Source organism: Kineococcus sp. NBC_00420, from assembly GCF_036021035.1.
Taxonomy (GTDB): Bacteria; Actinomycetota; Actinomycetes; order Actinomycetales; family Kineococcaceae; genus Kineococcus.
Genome location: NZ_CP107930.1, coordinates 5,035,561 through 5,054,584, shown reverse-complemented (window position 1 = coordinate 5,054,584; position 19,024 = coordinate 5,035,561). Strand labels below are relative to the sequence as shown.

The 19,024-nt window shown below is 72.8% G+C and carries 22 protein-coding genes; 4 read left to right on the top strand and 18 right to left on the bottom strand.

The genetic code is table 11. The annotated features are described in order from the left end of the window. Nucleotides 1–47: 47 nt before the first annotated feature. Nucleotides 48–677: a hypothetical protein gene (locus OG218_RS24700; RefSeq protein ID WP_328295863.1), complete on the top strand. Its 630-nt coding sequence runs from the start codon at nucleotides 48–50 to the stop codon at nucleotides 675–677. Here the strand turns inward: OG218_RS24700 and OG218_RS24695 are convergent. The 7 genes from OG218_RS24695 to ruvA all read right to left on the bottom strand — a co-directional run bounded on the left by OG218_RS24695 (nucleotide 649) and on the right by ruvA (nucleotide 8,993). Beyond that, complete coding sequence (locus OG218_RS24695; RefSeq protein WP_380156749.1) at nucleotides 649–3,087, bottom strand: RelA/SpoT family protein; 2,439 nt, start codon at nucleotides 3,085–3,087, stop codon at nucleotides 649–651. The genes OG218_RS24700 and OG218_RS24695 overlap by 29 nt on opposite strands. Nucleotides 3,088–3,162: 75 nt before the next feature. Further along, nucleotides 3,163–3,720 (bottom strand): adenine phosphoribosyltransferase, encoded by a 558-nt coding sequence (locus OG218_RS24690; RefSeq protein ID WP_328295861.1) that lies wholly within the window; start codon nucleotides 3,718–3,720, stop codon nucleotides 3,163–3,165. Next, the gene (gene secF, locus OG218_RS24685) at nucleotides 3,717–4,709 is read right to left on the bottom strand and encodes a protein translocase subunit SecF (RefSeq protein WP_328295860.1); all 993 of its coding nucleotides are present in this window, start codon (nucleotides 4,707–4,709) and stop codon (nucleotides 3,717–3,719) included. Before secF ends, OG218_RS24690 begins: the two co-directional genes overlap by 4 nt. After that, entirely contained in the window at nucleotides 4,709–6,700 is a 1,992-nt protein-coding gene (secD, locus tag OG218_RS24680) for a protein translocase subunit SecD (RefSeq protein WP_328295859.1), read from the bottom strand. The genes secF and secD overlap by 1 nt, the downstream gene beginning before the upstream one ends. Nucleotides 6,701–6,795: 95 nt before the next feature. Continuing rightward, nucleotides 6,796–7,158: a preprotein translocase subunit YajC gene (yajC, locus tag OG218_RS24675; protein ID WP_328295858.1), complete on the bottom strand. Its 363-nt coding sequence runs from the start codon at nucleotides 7,156–7,158 to the stop codon at nucleotides 6,796–6,798. A gap of 174 nt (nucleotides 7,159–7,332) precedes the next feature. Beyond that, entirely contained in the window at nucleotides 7,333–8,403 is a 1,071-nt protein-coding gene (gene ruvB / locus OG218_RS24670; RefSeq protein WP_328295857.1) for a Holliday junction branch migration DNA helicase RuvB, read from the bottom strand. After that, nucleotides 8,403–8,993, bottom strand: coding sequence for a Holliday junction branch migration protein RuvA (gene ruvA, locus OG218_RS24665; RefSeq protein ID WP_328295856.1), 591 nt, complete (start codon nucleotides 8,991–8,993; stop codon nucleotides 8,403–8,405). Before ruvA ends, ruvB begins: the two co-directional genes overlap by 1 nt. 108 nt (nucleotides 8,994–9,101) lie before the next feature. On the opposite strand from ruvA, the gene OG218_RS24660 reads away from it, so the two are divergent. Next, nucleotides 9,102–9,818, top strand: a complete 717-nt coding sequence (locus OG218_RS24660) for a dienelactone hydrolase family protein (RefSeq protein WP_328295855.1) — start codon at nucleotides 9,102–9,104, stop codon at nucleotides 9,816–9,818. Here the strand turns inward: OG218_RS24660 and ruvC are convergent. The 9 genes from ruvC to pgsA all read right to left on the bottom strand — a co-directional run bounded on the left by ruvC (nucleotide 9,737) and on the right by pgsA (nucleotide 16,709). Next, entirely contained in the window at nucleotides 9,737–10,369 is a 633-nt protein-coding gene (gene ruvC, locus OG218_RS24655) for a crossover junction endodeoxyribonuclease RuvC (protein ID WP_328295854.1), read from the bottom strand. The two genes, OG218_RS24660 and ruvC, sit on opposite strands and share 82 nt — an antisense overlap. A gap of 66 nt (nucleotides 10,370–10,435) precedes the next feature. Beyond that, the gene (locus tag OG218_RS24650; protein ID WP_328295853.1) at nucleotides 10,436–11,197 is read right to left on the bottom strand and encodes a YebC/PmpR family DNA-binding transcriptional regulator; all 762 of its coding nucleotides are present in this window, start codon (nucleotides 11,195–11,197) and stop codon (nucleotides 10,436–10,438) included. 48 nt (nucleotides 11,198–11,245) lie between these two features. Further along, on the bottom strand, nucleotides 11,246–11,899 hold the full coding sequence (pdxT, locus tag OG218_RS24645) for a pyridoxal 5'-phosphate synthase glutaminase subunit PdxT (RefSeq protein WP_328295852.1): 654 nt from the start codon (nucleotides 11,897–11,899) through the stop codon (nucleotides 11,246–11,248). Nucleotides 11,900–12,018: 119 nt separating this feature from the next. Next, nucleotides 12,019–12,543, bottom strand: a complete 525-nt coding sequence (locus OG218_RS24640; RefSeq protein WP_328295851.1) for an NUDIX hydrolase — start codon at nucleotides 12,541–12,543, stop codon at nucleotides 12,019–12,021. 10 nt (nucleotides 12,544–12,553) lie between these two features. Then, the gene (pdxS, locus tag OG218_RS24635) at nucleotides 12,554–13,468 is read right to left on the bottom strand and encodes a pyridoxal 5'-phosphate synthase lyase subunit PdxS (RefSeq protein ID WP_328295850.1); all 915 of its coding nucleotides are present in this window, start codon (nucleotides 13,466–13,468) and stop codon (nucleotides 12,554–12,556) included. Nucleotides 13,469–13,516: 48 nt separating this feature from the next. Next, nucleotides 13,517–14,050 (bottom strand): NUDIX hydrolase, encoded by a 534-nt coding sequence (locus OG218_RS24630; RefSeq protein ID WP_328295849.1) that lies wholly within the window; start codon nucleotides 14,048–14,050, stop codon nucleotides 13,517–13,519. Further along, nucleotides 14,047–15,147, bottom strand: a complete 1,101-nt coding sequence (locus OG218_RS24625; protein ID WP_328295848.1) for a glycosyltransferase family 4 protein — start codon at nucleotides 15,145–15,147, stop codon at nucleotides 14,047–14,049. Before OG218_RS24625 ends, OG218_RS24630 begins: the two co-directional genes overlap by 4 nt. Nucleotides 15,148–15,150: 3 nt before the next feature. Continuing rightward, complete coding sequence (locus OG218_RS24620) at nucleotides 15,151–16,095, bottom strand: phosphatidylinositol mannoside acyltransferase (protein ID WP_328295847.1); 945 nt, start codon at nucleotides 16,093–16,095, stop codon at nucleotides 15,151–15,153. After that, the gene (gene pgsA / locus OG218_RS24615) at nucleotides 16,092–16,709 is read right to left on the bottom strand and encodes a phosphatidylinositol phosphate synthase (protein WP_328295846.1); all 618 of its coding nucleotides are present in this window, start codon (nucleotides 16,707–16,709) and stop codon (nucleotides 16,092–16,094) included. Before pgsA ends, OG218_RS24620 begins: the two co-directional genes overlap by 4 nt. Nucleotides 16,710–16,809: 100 nt before the next feature. On the opposite strand from pgsA, the gene OG218_RS24610 reads away from it, so the two are divergent. Continuing rightward, complete coding sequence (locus OG218_RS24610; protein ID WP_328295845.1) at nucleotides 16,810–17,280, top strand: hypothetical protein; 471 nt, start codon at nucleotides 16,810–16,812, stop codon at nucleotides 17,278–17,280. Beyond that, on the top strand, nucleotides 17,277–18,137 hold the full coding sequence (locus OG218_RS24605) for a hypothetical protein (RefSeq protein WP_328295844.1): 861 nt from the start codon (nucleotides 17,277–17,279) through the stop codon (nucleotides 18,135–18,137). Before OG218_RS24610 ends, OG218_RS24605 begins: the two co-directional genes overlap by 4 nt. Here OG218_RS24605 and OG218_RS24600 read toward each other — a convergent pair. After that, complete coding sequence (locus tag OG218_RS24600) at nucleotides 18,086–18,454, bottom strand: thiol-disulfide oxidoreductase DCC family protein (RefSeq protein ID WP_328295843.1); 369 nt, start codon at nucleotides 18,452–18,454, stop codon at nucleotides 18,086–18,088. The genes OG218_RS24605 and OG218_RS24600 overlap by 52 nt on opposite strands. After that, nucleotides 18,451–19,023: an HIT family protein gene (locus tag OG218_RS24595; protein WP_328295842.1), complete on the bottom strand. Its 573-nt coding sequence runs from the start codon at nucleotides 19,021–19,023 to the stop codon at nucleotides 18,451–18,453. Before OG218_RS24595 ends, OG218_RS24600 begins: the two co-directional genes overlap by 4 nt. Nucleotide 19,024 lies beyond the last annotated feature (1 nt).

Sequence of the window (19,024 nt, the reverse complement as noted above, 5' to 3'; positions counted from 1 at the left end):
GAGCCGTTCGTCGCGCACGTCCCCGTCCACGGTGTGGACTGGGTGGCGTGCGCGACGAGTGGTTGACCTCCGTCCTGGTCCGAGGTGCCGCCGGCAACGGTGACACCCCGTGGCGACCGCAGGGTCGGGCCGCAGCGGCGGCGGCTGACCGTGAGGTCCGCGACGGGCTCCTGCAGCAGGTCGTCGGGGACGTGATCCTCGCGGCCGACGTGACCCTGGACGCGGCCCTGCGCGCCCGCGCCCTCGCGCTGTTCGTCCCCACTGGTGTCGTGGTCATCGCCGACGCCGCGGCTTGGGTGCACCTGGGCCGACCGCTGCCCGCACCGCACGAGGTCCAGGTCGCGGGCGGGCGACTCCCCGAACTCCCCCACGCTCCGCTGCGCTTGAGCTTCTCCCGGGTGCGGCCCGCACCCGGTGACGTGCAGGACCTCGCGGGGCTGGCCCTCACGACGCCCGCCCGCACGCTGCTCGACGTCGCCGCCGTCCGACCCCACCGCGCACCGTGGCTGCGCGAGCGGATGCTCGACGCGGGACTGCTGGCGGACGGCGACCTCCGGGACGCCAGCGACCGGGCCCGCGGGCGCGGCGGGGTGCGCACCGCCCGCCGGGCCCTCGACCTCCCGCGGGCACCCCGCCCGCGGGAGGAGGTCAGGCCTTCGTCGGACGCGACGCCATGACCCGGTAGGCGTCGAAGACCCCGTCGACGCGGCGCACCGCGTTCAGCACCTGGCTGAGGTGGTTCGGTTCGGCCATCTCGAAGGAGAACTTCGACAGGGCCACCCGGTCCCGGCTCGTCGACACCGTCGCGGACAGGATGTTCACGTGGTTGTCCGAGAGGACCCGGGTGACGTCGGAGAGCAGACGCGCCCGGTCCAGCGCCTCGACCTGGATCTGCACCAGGAAGAGCCGGGTCTGACCGGTCGCGATGGCCGAGGCCCACTGCACGTCGACGATCCGCTCGGGCTCGTTGCGCAGCATCGTCACGTTCTCGCAGTCCTCCCGGTGCACCGAGACACCGGCACCCCGGGTGACGAACCCGACGATCGGGTCCTGCGGCACGGGCGTGCAACACCGGGCGAGCTTGACCCACACGTCGTCCGCACCGGCCACGACGACCCCGGCGTCACCGCTGCTGCGACTCGGCCGGGTCTGGCCCGGAGTGGTCGCCTCCGCGAGGTCCTCCTCGGCGGCGGCCTCCCCGCCGACGGCGGCGATGAGCTTCTCGACGACGTGGGCCGCGGAGACGTGACGCTCCCCCACCGCCGCGTAGAGCGCCGAGACGTCGGGGTGGTTCAGCTCGCGGGCGACGACGAGCAGCGAGTCGTGGGACAGCAGACGCTGCAACGGCAGGTGCTGCTTGCGCATCGCCCGGGCGATCTCGTCCTTGCCGTCCTCGATCGCCTCCTCGCGCCGTTCCTTCGAGAAGTGCTGCTTGATCTTGTTGCGCGCTCGCGGGCTCTTGACGAACTGCAGCCAGTCGCGGCTGGGCCCGGCGCCGTCGGCCTTGGAGGTGAAGATCTCGACGAGGTCGCCGTTGTCGAGGGTCGACTCCAGCGGGACGAGGCGGCCGTTGACGCGGGCGCCCATCGTGCGGTGGCCGACCTCGGTGTGCACGGCGTAGGCGAAGTCGACCGGGGTGGAACCGGCCGGCAGTTCCTGCACGTCGCCCTTGGGGGTGAAGACGAACACCTGACCGGCGTTGATCTCCCAGCGCAGGTCGTCGAGGAAGTCGCTGGAGGCGGACTCGCGCTGCCAGTCGACGACGGCCTTCAGCCAGTCCATCTCGTTCTGCGCCCCGCCGCCGCCGACGGCGTTCGGATCGTCCTTGTACTTCCAGTGCGCCGCGACGCCGTACTCGGCGCGCTGGTGCATGTTGTAGGTGCGGATCTGGATCTCGACGGGCTTGCCCTCGGGCCCGATGACCGTCGTGTGCAGCGACTGGTACATGTTGAACTTGGGCATCGCGATGTAGTCCTTGAACCGGCCGGGGACCGGGTTCCAGCGCGCGTGCAGCGCACCGAGGACGGCGTAGCAGTCGCGGACGGAGTCGACCAGGACCCGCACCCCGACGAGGTCGTAGATCTCGGCGAAGTCGCGGCCGCGCACGATCATCTTCTGGTAGATCGAGTAGTAGTGCTTGGGCCGGCCGGTGACCGTCGCCCGCACCCGTGCGCTCTTGAGGTCGTCCTCGATCTGTTCGCGGACGCCCTGCAGGTACTCCTCGCGCGCGGGCGCCCGGTCGGCCACGAGGCGGACGATCTCGTCGAAGACCTTGGGGTAGACCGTCGCGAACGACAGGTCCTCCAGCTCCCACTTGATGGTGTTCATGCCCAGGCGGTGGGCCAGGGGGGCGTAGATCTCGAGGGTCTCGCGGGCCTTCTTCTCCGCCGAGGCCGCCGACACGTAGCGCCAGGTCCGGGCGTTGTGGAGGCGGTCGGCGAGCTTGATGACCAGGACGCGGATGTCCTTGGCCATCGCCACGACCATCTTGCGGACGGTCTCGGCCTGCGCGGCGTCGCCGTAGGTGACCTTGTCGAGCTTCGTGACGCCGTCGACGAGGACGGCGATCTCGTCACCGAAGTCGGCGCGCAGGTTCGCCAGCGTGTAGTCGGTGTCCTCGACGGTGTCGTGCAGCAGCGCCGCGGCGAGCGTCGACGGGGTCATGCCGAGCTCGGCGAGGATCGTCGCGACCGCGACGGGGTGGGTGATGTAGGGGTCGCCGCTCTTGCGGCGCTGGCCGTCGTGCGCGCGCTCGGCGCGGTCGAAGGCCTTCTCGACGACGGACAGGTCCGCCTTCGGGTGGGTGTTGGAGACGGTGCGCAGCAGCGGTTCCAGCACGGGCGAGACGCTGGACTGGCGGTGCTGACCGAAGCGCGCGAGGCGCGAGAGCATCCGCCCGGCGGTGACCGGACCGGTGTGCTGCGCCTCCGTGCCGCGACGTCGTTCCGGCCCGTTGGGTCGGCCCGTGGGGGGACGGCGTTGCGGTGCCGGTGCGGGGACCACGGACCCCTGCGTCGGGGATTCCACCTGCGCCGGTGTGTCGGGCGCACTCGTGGCAGTGGCGTGAGTCTCGGTGCCGTCGGCCATGTCGCCCCTCCGTTCGTCCGGGCACCAGTCTAGGTGAACGCGGACGGAAGGGGAGGAGGACGGGCCGACCTGCGCTCAGGCCTCGGTGTGCAGGGCCAGCACGGGCCGCTGGCCCAGCTGCGGACGACCGTCGAGGAACCCCAGTTCGAGCAGCACGGCCAGGCCGACCACCTCGGCCCCGGCCTCCTCCAGCAGCTCGCACGCCGCGCGGGCCGTTCCGCCGGTGGCCAGGACGTCGTCGACGACGAGGACCCGCTCCCCCGCACCGACGGTGTGCGCGGACAGCTCCAGGGCGGCGGTGCCGTACTCCAGGGCGTAGTCGCGCCGGTGCACGGGCGCGGGCAGCTTCCCGGCCTTGCGGATCGGCCAGAACCCCAGCCCGGCGCGTTCGGCGGCCGGGGCGGCGAGCATGAACCCGCGGGCCTCGATCCCCGCCACGGCGGTGGCGCCGGTCGCCCGGGCCACCTCCGCCAGCGCCGCGACGACCGTCGCGAACGCCGACGCGTCGGCCAGCAGCGGGGTGATGTCCTTGAAGACGACTCCCGGTTCGGGGAAGTCGGGGACGTCGCGGAAGCCGGCGACCACCGTGGCCGCGACGCGCTCGGCGTCGGGCACGGTCAGCACCCGGCTCACGCGGGGTCGCCCGCGGTGACGGGTTCGGCGGTGACGCCCTCGCGGACGTCGCGGTCGAGCTGCCTGACCCGCGCCTCGCGGGAGCGGAGCACGACCAGCAGCGGCGTGGCGACGAAGATCGACGAGTACGCCCCGACGAGCATGCCGACGAACAACGCGAGACTGATGTCGCGCAGCGTGCCCGCGCCGAGCAGCAGGTCCCCGATGAAGAGGATCGCGGCGACGGGCAGCAGGGCGACGACGGTCGTGTTCACCGAACGCACGACGGTCTGGTTGATCGCGAGGTTGGCCGCGTCACCGAAGGTGCGGTCCTTCTTGAGGAAGGCGCCGTCGGTGTTCTCGCGGACCTTGTCGAAGACCACGACGGTGTCGTAGAGCGAGTAGCCGAGGATCGTCAGGAACCCGATCACCGAGGCCGGCGTGACCTCGAAGCCGACGAGGGCGTAGACCCCGGCGGTGATCAGCAGGTCGTGGAACAGCGCGACGAGCGAGGCGATCGCCATCGTCCAGGCCCGGAAGTACAGCGCCATGACGATGGACACGATGACGAGGAAGACGATCAGACCGGTGAGGGCCTTGTTGGTCACGTCAGCACCCCAGCTCGGACCGATGCTCGAGGGGTTCACGTCGTTCTGGGAGACCCCGAGCTTCTGCGCGAGCTCGGCCCGGATCTCGTCGAGCTGCGTCGTGCTGACCGTCTCGGTCTGGACCCGGAGCCCGTTCCCGCCGACGGTGGTCACCGTCGGCACGGCGTCCGGGAGGACCGCCTGGACCGCCTCGCGGGCGGCGTCCTGGTTCGTGGTCCCGGAGACGCGGAACTCCGCGCCCCCCTCGAACTCGATGCCGTAGGTGAGTCCGGGCTTGACCAGCAGGATCGCCGAGATCAGCACGAGTGCACCCGCGATGAGGAACCACAGCTTGCGGCGGCCGACGAAGTCGAAGGAGGACTCACCGGTGTAGAGCCGGTTGCCCAGTTGCGCCATGCCCATCAGGAACCCGCCTCGTTCTCGTCGCGGCCGGCGTCCGGCTCGCCCTCACCCTGACCGCTGCCCGACCCGGACGTCGCCCGGGCCTTCTCCCGTTCCGCCGCACGGCGTTCGGCCACGGTGGGCCGGTGCTCGCCGTGGTGCAGGGCGACCCGGGCCACGACGGACCCGAGGTGTTCGGGGTCGAAACCGGACCACTTGTGCCCACCGCCGAAGAACTTCGTCTTCGCCAGCAGTGCGACGACGGGGTGGGTGAAGAGGATCACGATCGCGACGTCGATGATCGTCGTGATGCCCAGGGTGTAGGCGAACCCCCGGACGTTGCCGACGGCGAGGACGTAGAGGACCACGGCCGAGAGCAGGCTGACCGCGTCGGAGACGAGGATCGTGCGCCGGGCGCGGAACCAGCCGGCCTCGACGGCGGAGGACAGGATGCGGCCGTCGCGGATCTCGTCGCGGACGCGTTCGAAGAACAGGATGAACGAGTCGGCGGTGATGCCGATGGCGACGATGAGCCCGGCGATCGCGGCCAGGCTGAGCCGGAAACCCTGCAGCCAGCTCAGCAGCAGGATGACCCCGAAGTTCAGCGCCGCCGCCAGCACGAGGCTGCCGATGGTCACCAGGCCCAGCGCGCGGTACTGGACCAGCGAGTAGGCGACGACGAGGATCAGACCGATCAACCCGGCGAGCAGCCCGTGGCGCAACTGCTCCGAGCCGAGGGTCGCGGAGACCTGCTCCTGGGTCTGCACGACGAACGACACCGGCAGCGCGCCGAACTGCAGCTGCTGGGCCAGCGCCTCGGCACTGGCCTGGGTGAAGTTCCCCTCGATGTCGACGTCGGCTCCGAAGCGCTGGGACACCGTGGGAGCGGTGATGACCAGGCCGTCGAGGACCGCCGCGAACTGGTTCTGCGGCGAAGGCAGCGTCGAGATGCGGGTGGTGAGCTTCGAGAACGCGTCGGCACCCGCGCTGTTGAACTTCAACCGCACGACCCACTGGCCGGTGTTCACGCCGGAGCTGTTCGTCGCGGTCGTGGCGACCGCGCTGGTGAGCTGCGTGCCCTCGAGCTCGGCCGGGCCGAGGACGTACTTGAACGTGCCGTCCTGGCTGCAGGTGACGAGCACCTTGGTCGGGTCGTCGGCGATGCCCCGCCCGCGCTGGGCCGGGTCGGAGCAGTCCAGGTTCTGGAACAGGGCCGCGAGGTCCGGGATGGTCTGGTAGTTGTCGAAGTCGCTCGCGTCGGTCGGCGAGGCCGCCGGGGTGCCGCTGGGCTGACCCGGCCCCGGGGTGGCGGTCGGCGTCGCGATCTCGGCCAACGTCGGCGGCGTCACCGCGGCGGTGGCGGCGTCGGTGGGGGCGGTCGTCGCGGCCTGCAACGCGGCGGGGGCGGCGGCGCCGTCCGCGCTCTGCGTCGGGTCCGGTGTCGCTGCGCCCGTCGGGGTCGCCCCGTCGGTGGGGGCCACCGACGCACCGTCCGTGGGCGTCGCTCCGTCGGTCGGGGTGGCCCCGTCCGTGGGCGTGCCGGTGGCGGCCGGCGTGACGGGCTCGTCGTAGAGCACGACGCGCATGCGCATCTGCGCCGACTGCGAGATGAGGTTCAGCTGCTCACGGGTGGCCTGACCCGGGATGGAGACGGAGATGTTCTGCCCACCCTGGACCGACACCTCCGTCTCGCTGAGCCCGGTGGCGTCGACGCGCTGCCGGATGATCTCGGCCGCGCGCTGGACCTGTTCGGTGGGCACCGTCCCGCCGTTGGTCGAGCGGGGCGTCAGGACGATCTGGGTCCCGCCCTCGAGGTCGAGCGCCAACCCTGGCGACCACTTCGCCGTGCTCCAGATCGAACCGGCGGCCACCGACGCGAACATCGCGACGACGACGAGGACCAGCACCGCGAGGGTGCGGCCCGGGTGGGGTCGGCGGATGGGCGCACCGCGGCGCACGCGGGGCGGCCGGTTCGGGGACCCGCTGGTGGACGTCGGCCTGTCGTTGGACACTCAATACCTCGGGACGGCGCTCACCGGGTGACGGATGTTCACCCGGTCAGCGCAAGCTTGTCACTGCTAGTGGACGACTGCTGTCTTATCAGTAGTCACTGTGCGCGCGGGGCACCGCCCGCGGTGTCGTCGTCGCGCTTCTGCAGGCTGAGAGCACCGTCGCCCGGGTCCACGCTCTCCTCGAGGGGAGCCACCTCGGTCGGCGCCACCACGCGGGCGACGGCCCGGCGGGTCCACCGGGTCTGCAGGCCGGGGGCGATCTCGAGGACGACCTCGTCACCCTCGATCTCCACGACGGTCCCGAACATGCCCGAGGTCGTCATGACCCTGGCCCCGGGCGCGACCCCGGTCTGCATCTGCTGTTGAGCCTTCTGCTGCTTGCGCGTCCGGCTGAACATGAACACCAACAGGGCGACCATGATCAGCAGGAAGATCAGCTGGCTGCTGCCACCACCCACGACAAAACCTCTCCGCACCGGTGGGATCGACGACTCACCGGTGCTTGCGCCGACCCGGTGCCGGCACGGCCGGGCCAACGCGGTGAGGCCCTGTGAGGTTCCGCAGGGACCCACCCGGGACCGACTCGCCCGTGGAGTCTAGAGGCTCACCCGTCCGGCCCAGCCCAGCGACGCTCAGGGTTGCGAGGGGTCCTCGTCGGTCTCGTCGCCCTCGGGAGCGAACGCCCAGGCCGTCCCCACGGGCGCGTTGCGGGGCGGGGTGAGTCCCAGGTGGGCCCAGGTGTCGGGCAGGGCGATCCGACCCCGCGGGGTCCGTCCCAGCAGCCCCTCGCGCACCAGGAAGGGCTCGGCGACCGTCTCGACGGTCTCGGCCTCCTCCCCCACGACGACGGCCAGGGTCGAGAGACCCACCGGCCCGCCGCCGAAGCGCCGGCACAACGCGTCGAGCACGGCGCGGTCAAGGCGGTCCAGGCCGCGCTCGTCGACCTCGTAGACCTCCAGCGCCGCCCGGGCCGCGTGCCGGTCGACGATCCCCGACCCCCGCACCTGCGCCCAGTCGCGGACCCGGCGCAGCAACCGGTTGGCGATGCGGGGCGTCCCCCGCGAGCGGCCGCCGATCTCGGCGGCCCCCTCCGCGGTGAGCTGCACCCCGAGCAGGGAAGCGCTGCGGCGCAACACCTGCACGAGCTCCGCGGGCGTGTAGAAGTCGAGGTAGCCGGTGAAGCCGAACCGGTCGCGCAGCGGCGCCGGGAGCAGGCCGGCCCGGGTCGTCGCCCCGACCAGGGTGAACTTCGGCAGCTCCAGCGGGATCGCCGTGGCCCCCGCGCCCTTGCCGACGATGACGTCGACGCGGTAGTCCTCCATGGCGATGTAGAGCATCTCCTCGGCCGGGCGGGCCATCCGGTGGATCTCGTCGAGGAACAGCACCTCACCCTCGTCGAGCGAGCTCAGCACCGCCGCGAGGTCCCCCGCGTGCTGGATGGCCGGACCGCTGGACTGGCGCAACGGGGCGCCCATCTCGGAGGCCACGATCATCGCCAGCGTCGTCTTGCCCAGCCCGGGCGGACCGGAGAAGAGGACGTGGTCGCTGGGCATCCCGCGCGCCTTGGCGGCGTCGAGGACGAGCGCGAGCTGCTCCCGCACGACCTTCTGCCCGACGAACTCGTCGAGACCGTGGGGGCGCAGCGCGGACTCGGCGGCGCGCTCGTGCTCGTCGGCCCCCGTCGTCACCAGCCGGTCCTCCATCAGCGACCCGACAGGTGGCGCAGCGCCGCCCGCAGGACGCCCGGCACGTCGAGGTCGTCGTCGAGCACGACCTCCACGACGTCACCGGCCTGCTTGAGCGGGTAACCCAGCCCGACCAGGGCCTCGACCACCCGGTCCTTGCGCGCGTCCCCGCCCGAGGGCGAGGCCGCCGGCGCGATCGACCCCGAGGGCGGTCCGAGGCGGTCCCCCAGTTCCAGGCAGATGCGCTGGGCGGTCTTCTTGCCGATGCCCGGCACCCGGACGAGGGCCGCGTGGTCCTCGGAGGCGACGGCCGCGCGGATCCCGTCGGGGCGGTGCACCGCCAGCATGGCCAGCGCCATCTTCGGACCGACCCCGGAGGCGGTCTGCACGACCTCGAAGACCTCCTTCTCGTCGGCGTCGGCGAAGCCGAACAGCGTCAGGGAGTCCTCGCGCACCACCAACGTGGTGTGCAGCAACGCCTCCTGACCCACGCGCAGACCGGCCAGCGTGGCGGGCGCGGCCAGGACGAACATCCCCACGCCACCCACCTCCACGACCGCGGAGTCCAGCCGCACCGCGAGCACCTGCCCACGCACCGACGCGATCACCAGCACGACCTCCGAGACACCCGACGAACACTTGTACGAGAGGCTAGACGGCTCCTGCGACACGACCCCTCAGGCGCGCCGCGCGGACCCTGGGGGCAGAGTGCTGCCGTGACCCACGAGAAGACCGCGAACCCCCGCCAGAACGTCACCTTCGACAGCGCCACCGAGTCCGGCCACGCCCACGGCTACCTCCGCGTCCCCGAGTCCGGTAGCGGCCCGGGCGTCATCGTCGTCCAGGAGTGGTGGGGCCTCACCGACCACATCGCCGGCATCGTCGACCGCCTCGCCCGCGAGGGCTTCGTGGCGCTGGCCCCGGACCTCTACGGCGGGCGCACGACCCACGACTCCGCCGAGGCGGCGCAGCTGCTCACCGACCTGCCCGCGCAGGACGCGGCCCGCGACCTGGCCGGGGCCGTCACGTACCTGCTCGACCTGCCCGAGACCACCTCGCAACGCGCCGGGGTCGTCGGCTTCTGCATGGGCGGGGGCTTCGTGCTGACCCTGGCTGCGCAGCAGGGCGACCGGATCGGCGCGGCGGTGCCCTGGTACGGGCTCCCCGGCCCGGACACCGACTACTCCGGCCTGCGGGCGCCGGTGCTGGGCCACTACGGCGCCGAGGACACCTCCGTCCCGCTGGAGGGTGTGCGCGCCACCGAGGCCCGCATCCGCGAGCAGGCGGGGGTCGAGGTGACGATGGAGGTCTACCCGGCCCCGCACGCGTTCTACAACGACGAACGCCCGAGCTACCGGCCCGAGTCGGCCGAGCTGGCCTGGGAGCGCACGACGGCCTTCCTGCGGGGTCGGCTCGCGGCCGAGCGCGCCTGAGCCTCCGCCTCCGCGTAGGCGTTGCGCCGGCCCGTGACGAGGGCGGTGTGCGCGGCGGCCTCCAGCCGGGAGGTCGCCCCGCCCCGCCAGAGGTGGCACAACGCCAGCGCGAGGGCGTCGGCGGCGTCGGCGGGCCGGGGCGGGGCGTCAAGACCGAGGATGCGGGTGACCATGACGGTGACCTGCTCCTTCTCGGCCCGCCCCGACCCGGTCACCGCGGCCTTCACCTCGCTCGGCGTGTGCATCGCCACGGGCAGTCCCCGGCGCGCGGCGGCGACGAGGACCAGACCGGCGGCCTGCGCGGTCCCCATGACGGAACGGACGTTGGCCTGGGCGAAGACGCGTTCGACGGCGACGACGTCGGGGCGGTGGGTGTCGAGCCACTCGTCGAGGCCGTCGCTGATCGCGAGCAGCCGGGAGGCCACGGGATCGGTGGCGGGGGTCCGGATGACGCCGACGCCGACGAGCTCGGCGCGACGTCCGGCGCGGACCGCGTCGATCACCCCGACGCCGCACCGGGTCAGCCCGGGGTCGACCGCTAGAACGCGCACGGCCCCCACGATCGCACGGAGCGGTCGTGGGGGCCGGGAGCCGCGCTCGGGCGTCGGGGCGGTGGGTCAGGCGTCCTCGAGGGCCGCCATCACGTCGTCGGACACGTCGTAGTTCGCGTAGACGTTCTGCACGTCGTCGCAGTCGTCGAGGACGTCGATGAGGCGGAAGACCTTCGTCGCGCCCTCGGCGTCCAGCGGCACCTCGACGCTGGGCACGAAGCTGGCGTCGGCGGAGTCGTACTCGATCCCCGCGGCCTTCAGCGCGTCGCGCACGGCGCCGAGGTCGGTCGCCTCGCTGACGACCTCGAAGGTGTCGCCCTGGTCGGTGACCTCCTCGGCCCCGGCCTCGAGCACGGCCTCGAGGACGCCGTCCTCGGTGAGGTCGGTGCCCTCCTTGCCGATGACGACGACACCCTTGCGGGTGAACATGTAGGCCACCGACCCCGGGTCGGCGAGCGAGCCGCCGTTGCGGGTCATCGCCGTGCGGACCTCCATCGCCGCGCGGTTCTTGTTGTCGGTGAGGCACTCGATGAGGAGCGCGACGCCGTTGGGGCCGTAGCCCTCGTACATGATCGTCTGCCAGTCCGCGCCGCCGGCCTCGGCACCGGAGCCGCGCTTGACGGCGCGGTCGATGTTGTCGGCGGGCACGGAGGTCTTCTTCGCCTTCTGGATCGCGTCGAAGAGCGTCGGGTTGCCCGAGACGTCGCCGCCGCCCGTGCGCGCCGCGACCTCGATGTTCTTGATCAGTCGGGCGAAGCTCTTGGCGCGCTTGGCGTCGACGACGGCCTTCTTGTGCTTGGTCGTCGCCCACTTGGAGTGGCCGGACATCTGCTTCCCTCCGCCGTTGCTCTACCTGCTCGAAAAACGTGTGTGCGCTCAGGCCGTCGTCGCCGCCACGCTGTCGCGGACCATCTCCACGAAGTAGCGGTGCACCCGGTCGTCCCCGGTGATCTCCGGGTGGAACGACGTGGCGAGCAGACGACCCTGTCGCACGGCGACGATCCTACCCGCGGCGGGCCCCGCGCTCAGTCGGGCGAGCACGCTGACCTCCGGACCGGCCTCCTCGACCCACGGCGCCCGGATGAAGATCCCCTCGACCGCCGGTCCCCCGCGGGTGACCTCCTCGAGCGGGAGGAGTTCCTCCCAGGAGTCGACCTGGCGTCCGAAGGCGTTGCGCCGCACGGTGATGTTGATCCCGCCGAGGGTCTCCTGACCCTTCCCCCCGTCCAGGATCCGGTCGGCCAGCAGGATCATCCCCGCGCACGAGCCGTAGACGGGCAACCCGTCGGCGATCCGGGCCCGCAGGGCGTCGCGGAGCTCGAAGACCCGCAGCAACCGGTCGATCGTCGTCGACTCGCCCCCGGGAAGGACGAGACCGTCGACGCTCTCCAGCTCGGCCAGGCGGCGGACGGTGACCACCCGCGCTCCCCCGGACTCCAGCGCGCGGACGTGTTCCCCGACGTCGCCCTGCAGGGCGAGGACGCCGATGACGACGTCAGGCCCTCCCGATCCGGTTCCTCCAACGCTCACGCGCGAAGACTAGGCCGCGCCCCGGCCGCCTCGTACGCGGCCAGGGTGGCGGTCAGGGTGGCGGGCAGGACCCGCACCCACGTCACCCACCGCCTCACCGCCGTGCGGGAGCGCTGACCTCAGACGATGGGCAGCGGGTCGCCCGTCCAGGCCAGCGGGAGTTGCGCGACGAGACGCACGAGGTCGCCCGGGTAGTACGTCGTCCCCGCGGCGGCCAGGTCCGCCGGTGCCCACCAGCGCCACTCGCTGACCGACTCCCGTTCCAGGTCCGTCCAGCCGGCCGCGTCGAGGGTGAAGCCCTCCCCCACGCGCAGGACGAAGAACTCCTCCGCCTGCCGGCACCGCGCGCCGAGGAAGGGGAACTCCGCGCTGCGCACCCACACCGGCCCGACGAGCTCGGCGGGGTCGACGTCGAGTCCCGTCTCCTCGCGCAGCTCCCGGCACGCCGCGACGCGGGCGTCCTCCCCGGGCGCCCGACCGCCGCCGACGGTGAACCACCAGTCGCTGCCCGGGGTCGCCGGGTCGCACCCGCGCAGCATCAGCACGCGTCCCGCGTCGTCGAGGACGACGACGCGGGACGCGCTGCGGGTGCGGAGCCCGTCGGGACCGTGGGCCCACTCCGGGCCGAGGGGGTCGGTGCTCACGCGGGGCGGGTCACCAGCCGCGCTGGGCCAGCCGGTGCGGTTCGGGGATCTCCTCGACGTTGAGCCCGACCATCGCCTCGCCCAGACCGCGCGAGACCTTGGCGATGACGTCGGGGTCGTCGTGGAAGGTCGTGGCCTTGACGATGGCCTCCGCGCGCTGGGCGGGGTTGCCGGACTTGAAGATCCCGGAGCCGACGAAGACGCCGTCGGCCCCCATCTGCATCATCATCGCCGCGTCGGCCGGGGTGGCGATGCCGCCCGCGGTGAAGAGGACGGTGGGCAGCTTGCCCTTCTCGGCGACCTCGCGGACGAGGTCGAACGGCGCGGACATCTCCTTGGCGGCGACGTACAGCTCGTCCTCCTCCATCGAGCGGAGGCGGTTGAGCTCGGCGCGGATGGTGCGCATGTGCATGACCGCGTTGGAGACGTCACCGGTGCCGGCCTCGCCCTTGGAGCGGATCATCGCCGCGCCCTCGGTGATGCGGCGCAGCGCCTCGCCGAGGTTCGTCGCCCCGCAGACGAAGGGGACGGTGAAGGAGTGCTTGTCGATGTGGTGGGTGTAGTCGGCGGGGGTGAGGACCTCGGACTCGTCGATGTAGTCCACGCCCAGGGACTGCAGCACCCGGGCCTCGACGAAGTGGCCGATGCGGGCCTTGGCCATGACCGGGATGGAGACCGCGGCGAGGATCGAGTCGATCATGTCGGGGTCGGACATCCGCGAGACGCCGCCCTGGGCGCGGATGTCGGCGGGGACGCGCTCGAGGGCCATGACGGCCACCGCTCCGGCGTCGGCGGCGATGCGGGCCTGGTCGGCGGTCACGACGTCCATGATCACGCCGCCCTTGAGCATCTCGGCCATGCCGCGCTTGACGCGGCTGGTGCCGACCGCCGGTGCGCTCGTCTGCTCGGTGCTGTCGGTGCTCACGGTCGTCGCCTCGCGATTCAGAAGGAGAGAGTTCAGGCGTTCGTCATCCTACGAGTCGGAACCGTCGAGGAAGTCCGCCGTCTCGGGCAGGCGCGCGTACCCCGCCAGCCGGGCCCAGCGCACGACCCGCTTGCCCCGCAGCCGCCGGGTCTGGACGACGGCGTCGTTGTGGAAGCGCCGGGCCAGTTCCACCCGGTGCTCCGCGTCGGCGACCCGGGCGAGACCGGGACCGTCCTCGTCGGGAAGGGCGACCTCCATCGCCCGGGTCAGGTCGCTCTCGACCCGCCAGCGGTGGGCGTCGTCGGCGTCGCTGGCGTCGCGCAGCGCCGCCGGGGTGCGGGGGGCGTCCAGGCTCGCGGTCGCGGCGTCGGCCAGCACCAGCGACGAGGCGGGGTCCAGCTCACCGGAGGTGGCGTACTCCAGGGCGGCCGAGGCGCGCCGGGTCAGTTCGGCGTCGAGGGCGGCGCGGCTGGTCTCGACCCGACGGTGCAGCCGGTCGACGCGCTGCGCCGTGGCCGAGAGGTACCAGGCGAGGACGGTCAGCAGCAGCAGGACGACCAGCGTCGAGACCACCGGGGTCACGCGACCACCGTCTCGTAGACGGTGAGCACCTGGGCGGCGACGACGGACCAGTCGTAGCGCGCGGCGGCCCGCTGACCGGCGGCCCCGAGGGCGAGGCGTTGTGCGGGGTGGGCCAGCAGGTCGAGCACCGCCTCCGCCGCCGAGGCCGCGTCGCCGAGGGTGAAGACCCGCCCGAACTCGCCGTCGCCCAGCACCCGCCGGAACGCGCCGAGGTCGGCCGCGACGACGGGCGCCCCCGCCGCCATCGCCTCGACCAGGACGATGCCGAAGCTCTCCCCGCCGGTGTGCGGGGCGAGGTAGACGTCGGCGCTGGCCAGCAGCGACGCCTTCGCCGGGTCGTCCACCGCGCCGAGGAACTCCACCGAGGACGGGTCGTCCAGCAGCGCCCGGGCGGCCTCGACGTCACCGCGTCCGGCCACGAGGAAGCGCGCCCCGGGCACGACCGCCCGCACCAGCGGCACGATCCGGCACAGCAGCGGCAACCCCTTGCGCGGTTCGTCGAGCCGGCCGACGAAGGCGATCACGGGAGCTTCGGGGGTCCCGGTCCACTCCGGACGCCTCTCGGCGCGGGCGAAGACGTCGGTGAAGACCCCGTTGGGGATGACGACGGCGTCGCCGCCCACGTGCTCGACGACGGTCCGCCGGGCGTCCTCGCTGACCGCGATGCGGGCCGAGATCTTCTCCAGGCTGGGCCGCAGCAGCGGGAACGCGGCCTGCATCGCCCGCGAGCGCAGGTTCGCGGTGTGGAACGTGGCGACCAGCGGTCCGCTCGCCGCCCACAGGGCGAGCAGCGAGGTGCTGGGTGAGAGCGGTTCGTGCACGTGCAGGACGTCGAAGTCCCCCTCGGCGATCCAGCGGCGCACCCGGGCCGCGGTCACCGGCCCGAAGGAGAGTCGCGCGACGGACCCGTTGTAGGGCACGGCGACGACGTTGCCGCCCGGGTCGGCGAAGCTCGGCAGGGTCGACTCGTCGTCGGCGGGCGCCAGCACGCGGACGTGGTGGCCGAGGCCGATGAGGTGCTCGGCGAGGTCCCGGACGTGGAACTGCACCCCACCGGGCACGTCGAAGGAGTAGGGGCAGACGATCCCGATCCGCACCGTTCACCCGCTCCGCAGGTCGGCGGGGAACACCGGTTGCAGCACGTGCCACTCGTCGGGGTGGGCCCGGACGGCCGCGGCGAGCACGTCGGCGCAGGTCTGGGTCATCGCGGCGATGGCCCGGTCGCGGTGGCCCCGGACGGACTCCCCCGCCCGGCGCTGCGGGACCTCCACCCGTGGGTGGGTCACGACCACCAGCACCCGGCCCTGCGCTCCGACCTCGTGGTGCAGGGTCATCGGGAACAGTCCGGCGCCGGTGAGGACGGCGAGCGCCGCGGGTCCCGGAGCCATCCGGACGCGGTCGCCGAGGAAGTCGACCTCGACGCCGGTGGCGGACAGGTCGCGGTCGGCGAGCAGCGGGACGAGGGCACCGGCCCGCAGCCGGCGGACCAGCGTCGGGAACGTCGCCGGGTCCCCCAGCGGCAGGACCTCCATCCCGAGGCCGCGGCGGAAGGCGAGGAACTCCTCGTAGACCTCCTCGGGCCGCAACCGTTCGGCGACGGTGACGACGTGGTGCAGGTCGTGGGCCGACCAGGCGGCGGCGTGGTCCCAGTTGCCGAGGTGACCGAGGAAGGCGACGGCGCCCCGACCGGCGGTGAGTTCGGCCCGGAGCGCTTCCCCCCCGTCCATCCGGACGGTGTCGACGATGCGCTCCCGACTCCACCCGGGCAGCGCGAACGCGTCGAGCCAGTAGCGGGTGTAGCTGCGGAGACCGTCGCGGACGAGGGCGTCGAGCTCGGCCGGCGTCGCCTCGGGGCGGGCCCGGGAGAGGTTGCGGCGCAACTGCTCCACGCCCTTCCCACCGCGGGCGGTGACGCGGTCGGCGACCCGGGTGCAGGCGGCGACGGCGAGGGGTTCGGGGACGCTGCGGGCCAGGCGCCAGCCGAGCCGGAAGGCCGTGGTCACGCACCGGTCGCGGGTGCGGCGCAGGGAGGTGCGGGGGGTCATGCGGGGTGGTCGGCCAGCGCCTGCCGGCGGACCGTCGACATGCGCTGCACGATGGTGACGACGCTGGCGAGGGCGAGCAGGCCGAGGACGACCTGCAGGAAGGGCAGCGGGACACCGAGGCCGACGAACCCGGCGCCGACGAGGACGGCGACGAGTCGTTCGCCGCGTTCGGCGATGCCGACGTTGGCCGTGTAGCCGAGGCCCTCGGCGCGGGCCTTGACGTAGGACACGATGCTGCCGAACACGAGGCAGGCCAGGGCGAGCCCGGCGGTGAGCTCGTCGTTCCCGCCGCGGGCGAACCAGACGACCAGCCCACCGAAGACGGCGCTGTCGGCGAAGCGGTCGAGGCTGGAGTCCAGGTAGGCGCCCCACTTGCCGGACCGGCCGAGGATGCGGGCCATGATCCCGTCGATGGTGTCGAAGAGGACGAAGACCGTCACGGCCAGCGAGGCCCAGAACAGGTGCCCCGTGGGGTAGAGGACGAGAGCGCTGAGCACGGTGCAGACCGTGCCGAAGACCGTCACCATGTCCGGGGTCACCCCCAGCCGCAGCAGCAGCCGCGCCAACGGGGTGAAGACCTTCGTGACCACCGCACGCGCGTACCTGTTGAGCATCGTCTCGTCGTCCGTCGGGGTCGGGGGGCTCCAGGGTAGCGTCGGCGCGCCCACGCTCCGGTCGCCCGCGCCGGGTGGCGCGATCACTAGGGTTCGGGTCGTGCACCACCTGTCCCGTCCCGCCCGGTGGTGGCGCACCGCGCTCGCCCTGGCGTTCCTGGTCGCGCTGGTCCTGGGCACCCTGCGCTTCGACGACGACCGCTGGCCGTTCGCCCCGATGTCGCAGTACGCCTTCGGGGTGGACCTGAACGGCGAGATCCGCTCGACGCGGGTGGAGGCCGTGACCGTCGACGGCGAGCAGGTCGACGTGCCGCTCTCCCCCGGCGGTGTCGGGCTGCGCCGGGCGGAGGTCGAGGGCCAGTTGCGCCGCTTCGTCGACGACCCGGCGTTGCTGGAGGCGATCGCGGCGGCCTACGCCACGCGCCACCCCGATGCGCCGCGCTACGCGGAGGTGATCCTGGTCCAGGACGTCAGCGCGCTGCACGACGGGACGGTGGTGGGGAAGAGCACCGAGGTCCTCTCCAGCTGGGACGTCCCCGATCCGCGGCACCCGCTGGGGTGCTGCTCGTGAGCGCGTGGCGCACGTGGTGGTTCCCCGCGGTCCCGTTGCGGCGGATCGCCGCGCTCCGGGTCCTGCTGTACCTCTTCGTCGTCTGGGACGCGTGGCGGATCACGACGTGGCCGCTGTCGCACGGGGACGTGCCGGCGCAGCTGTACCGCCCGATCCTGCTCTTCCGTGCGCTGCACGTACCGGCGCCGACGCACGTGGTCACCCACCTCGACCTGTGGGTGCTGACCGTCACCGCACTGGTGGCGGCGAGCGGACGTCTGCCCCGGGTGGCCGGGGCGGTCTGCGCGATCGCCTACCTGTACTGGCTGGGCAACGGCTTCAGCTACTCCAAGATCGACCACGACCACGTCGCCCTGCTGGTGGCGTTGCTGGTCCTGCCGAGCGTGGGTCGTGCGGGGGCCCGCGGTGGGCCGAGCGAGTCCGCCGGCTGGGCGGTGCGCTGCATCCAGGTCGCGACGGTCTGCACGTACTTCCTCGCCTCGCTGGCCAAGGTGCGTTTCGGGGGCTGGGACTGGGCGAACGGGGCGGTGACGACGTGGGCGTTCTCCCGCCGGGGCAACGGGCTCACCGACGCGTTGCAGCGGATCCCGTTCTTCGTCGTCGGGATCCAGTGGATCGTCATCGTCGCGGAGTTCTGCTCCCCGGTGATGCTGTGGCTGCGGGGTCGCGCGCTCGCCGCGGCCATCCTGTTCTGGGGGTTCTTCCACCTGGGCACCTACCTGACCCTCGGCATCCACTTCCTGCCCACGGTGGTCTGCCTGCTGGCGTTCGTGCCGTTGGAACGGGTGTCGGTGCGGGGGCTGCGTCAGCGCTGGGCGGGCAGGGCGCAGGCGGGGGTCCCGCCGGGCAGGCGCTGACGGTTCCGGGCGACCCAGCGGTAGCCGAACCCGGCCAGGGCGTTCAACCCCGGGAGCTGCAGCAGGCGACCGGCCACCGGCAGCGGGAAGGCGCTGTGCCGCAACAGCACCGCGACCGCGTCCTGGGCCGAGGAGATCCGCCGTCGCGCGTCGACGAACTGCAACGCCCGGTCGCAGGCCTCGGGGGTCAACCCGAGGGAGGGGAGGTCGAGGGTCTGCCAGGCCGCGACGTCCACGTCGGCCCGCAACGCCGGGACGAACCCCGCCAGGCGGGTGCAGATCCCGCAGTCCCCGTCGAAGACGAGCACGGGCCTCACCCGCGGGTCCAGGCCTGGGCGAGCCGCGACCGGGTGTCCTCCAGCAGTTCCGGCATCGCCTTCGTCCGCCCGACGACGGGCAGGAAGTTGGCGTCGCCCTCCCAGCGCGGGACGACGTGCTGGTGCAGGTGCGCGGCGATCCCGGCCCCGGCGACCGCGCCCTGGTTCATCCCGACGTTGAAACCCGACGGGTTCGAGGCCGCCGTCAGCGTGTGGATCGCCGCCCGGGTGAAGGCGGTGAACTCGGCCAGCTCGTCGGCGTAGAGGTCGACGTAGGCCGACACGTGCCGGTAGGGGCACACCATGAGGTGCCCGGGGTTGTACGGGAACAGGTTGAGCACCGCGAAGACGTGCTCGCCGCGGTGCACGATGAGCCCCTCGTCGTCGGCGAGGCCCGGCGCCCGGCAGAACGGGCAGCTGCCCGGTTCCCCGTCGGCCGGTTTCTTCTCGCCCTGGATGTAGGCGAGGCGGTGGGGGGTCCACAACCGGGCGAACCCGTCGGGTTCCCCCGCGAACCGTTCGGCCGGTTCGACCCCCACCGCCTCGTCGTCGGTCGGGTCACCGCTCACG

What these genes read in the sequence shown, in the direction of transcription:
- OG218_RS24695 (WP_380156749.1), bottom strand. Translation starts at nt 3,087, where the DNA reads ATGGCCGACGGCACCGAGACTCACGCCACTGCCACGAGTGCGCCCGAC.
- secF (WP_328295860.1), bottom strand. Translation starts at nt 4,709, where the DNA reads ATGGGCATGGCGCAACTGGGCAACCGGCTCTACACCGGTGAGTCCTCC.
- ruvB (WP_328295857.1), bottom strand. Translation starts at nt 8,403, where the DNA reads ATGGAGGACCGGCTGGTGACGACGGGGGCCGACGAGCACGAGCGCGCC.
- OG218_RS24650 (WP_328295853.1), bottom strand. Translation starts at nt 11,197, where the DNA reads ATGTCCGGCCACTCCAAGTGGGCGACGACCAAGCACAAGAAGGCCGTC.
- OG218_RS24620 (WP_328295847.1), bottom strand. Translation starts at nt 16,095, where the DNA reads ATGACCCCCCGCACCTCCCTGCGCCGCACCCGCGACCGGTGCGTGACC.
- pgsA (WP_328295846.1), bottom strand. Translation starts at nt 16,709, where the DNA reads ATGCTCAACAGGTACGCGCGTGCGGTGGTCACGAAGGTCTTCACCCCG.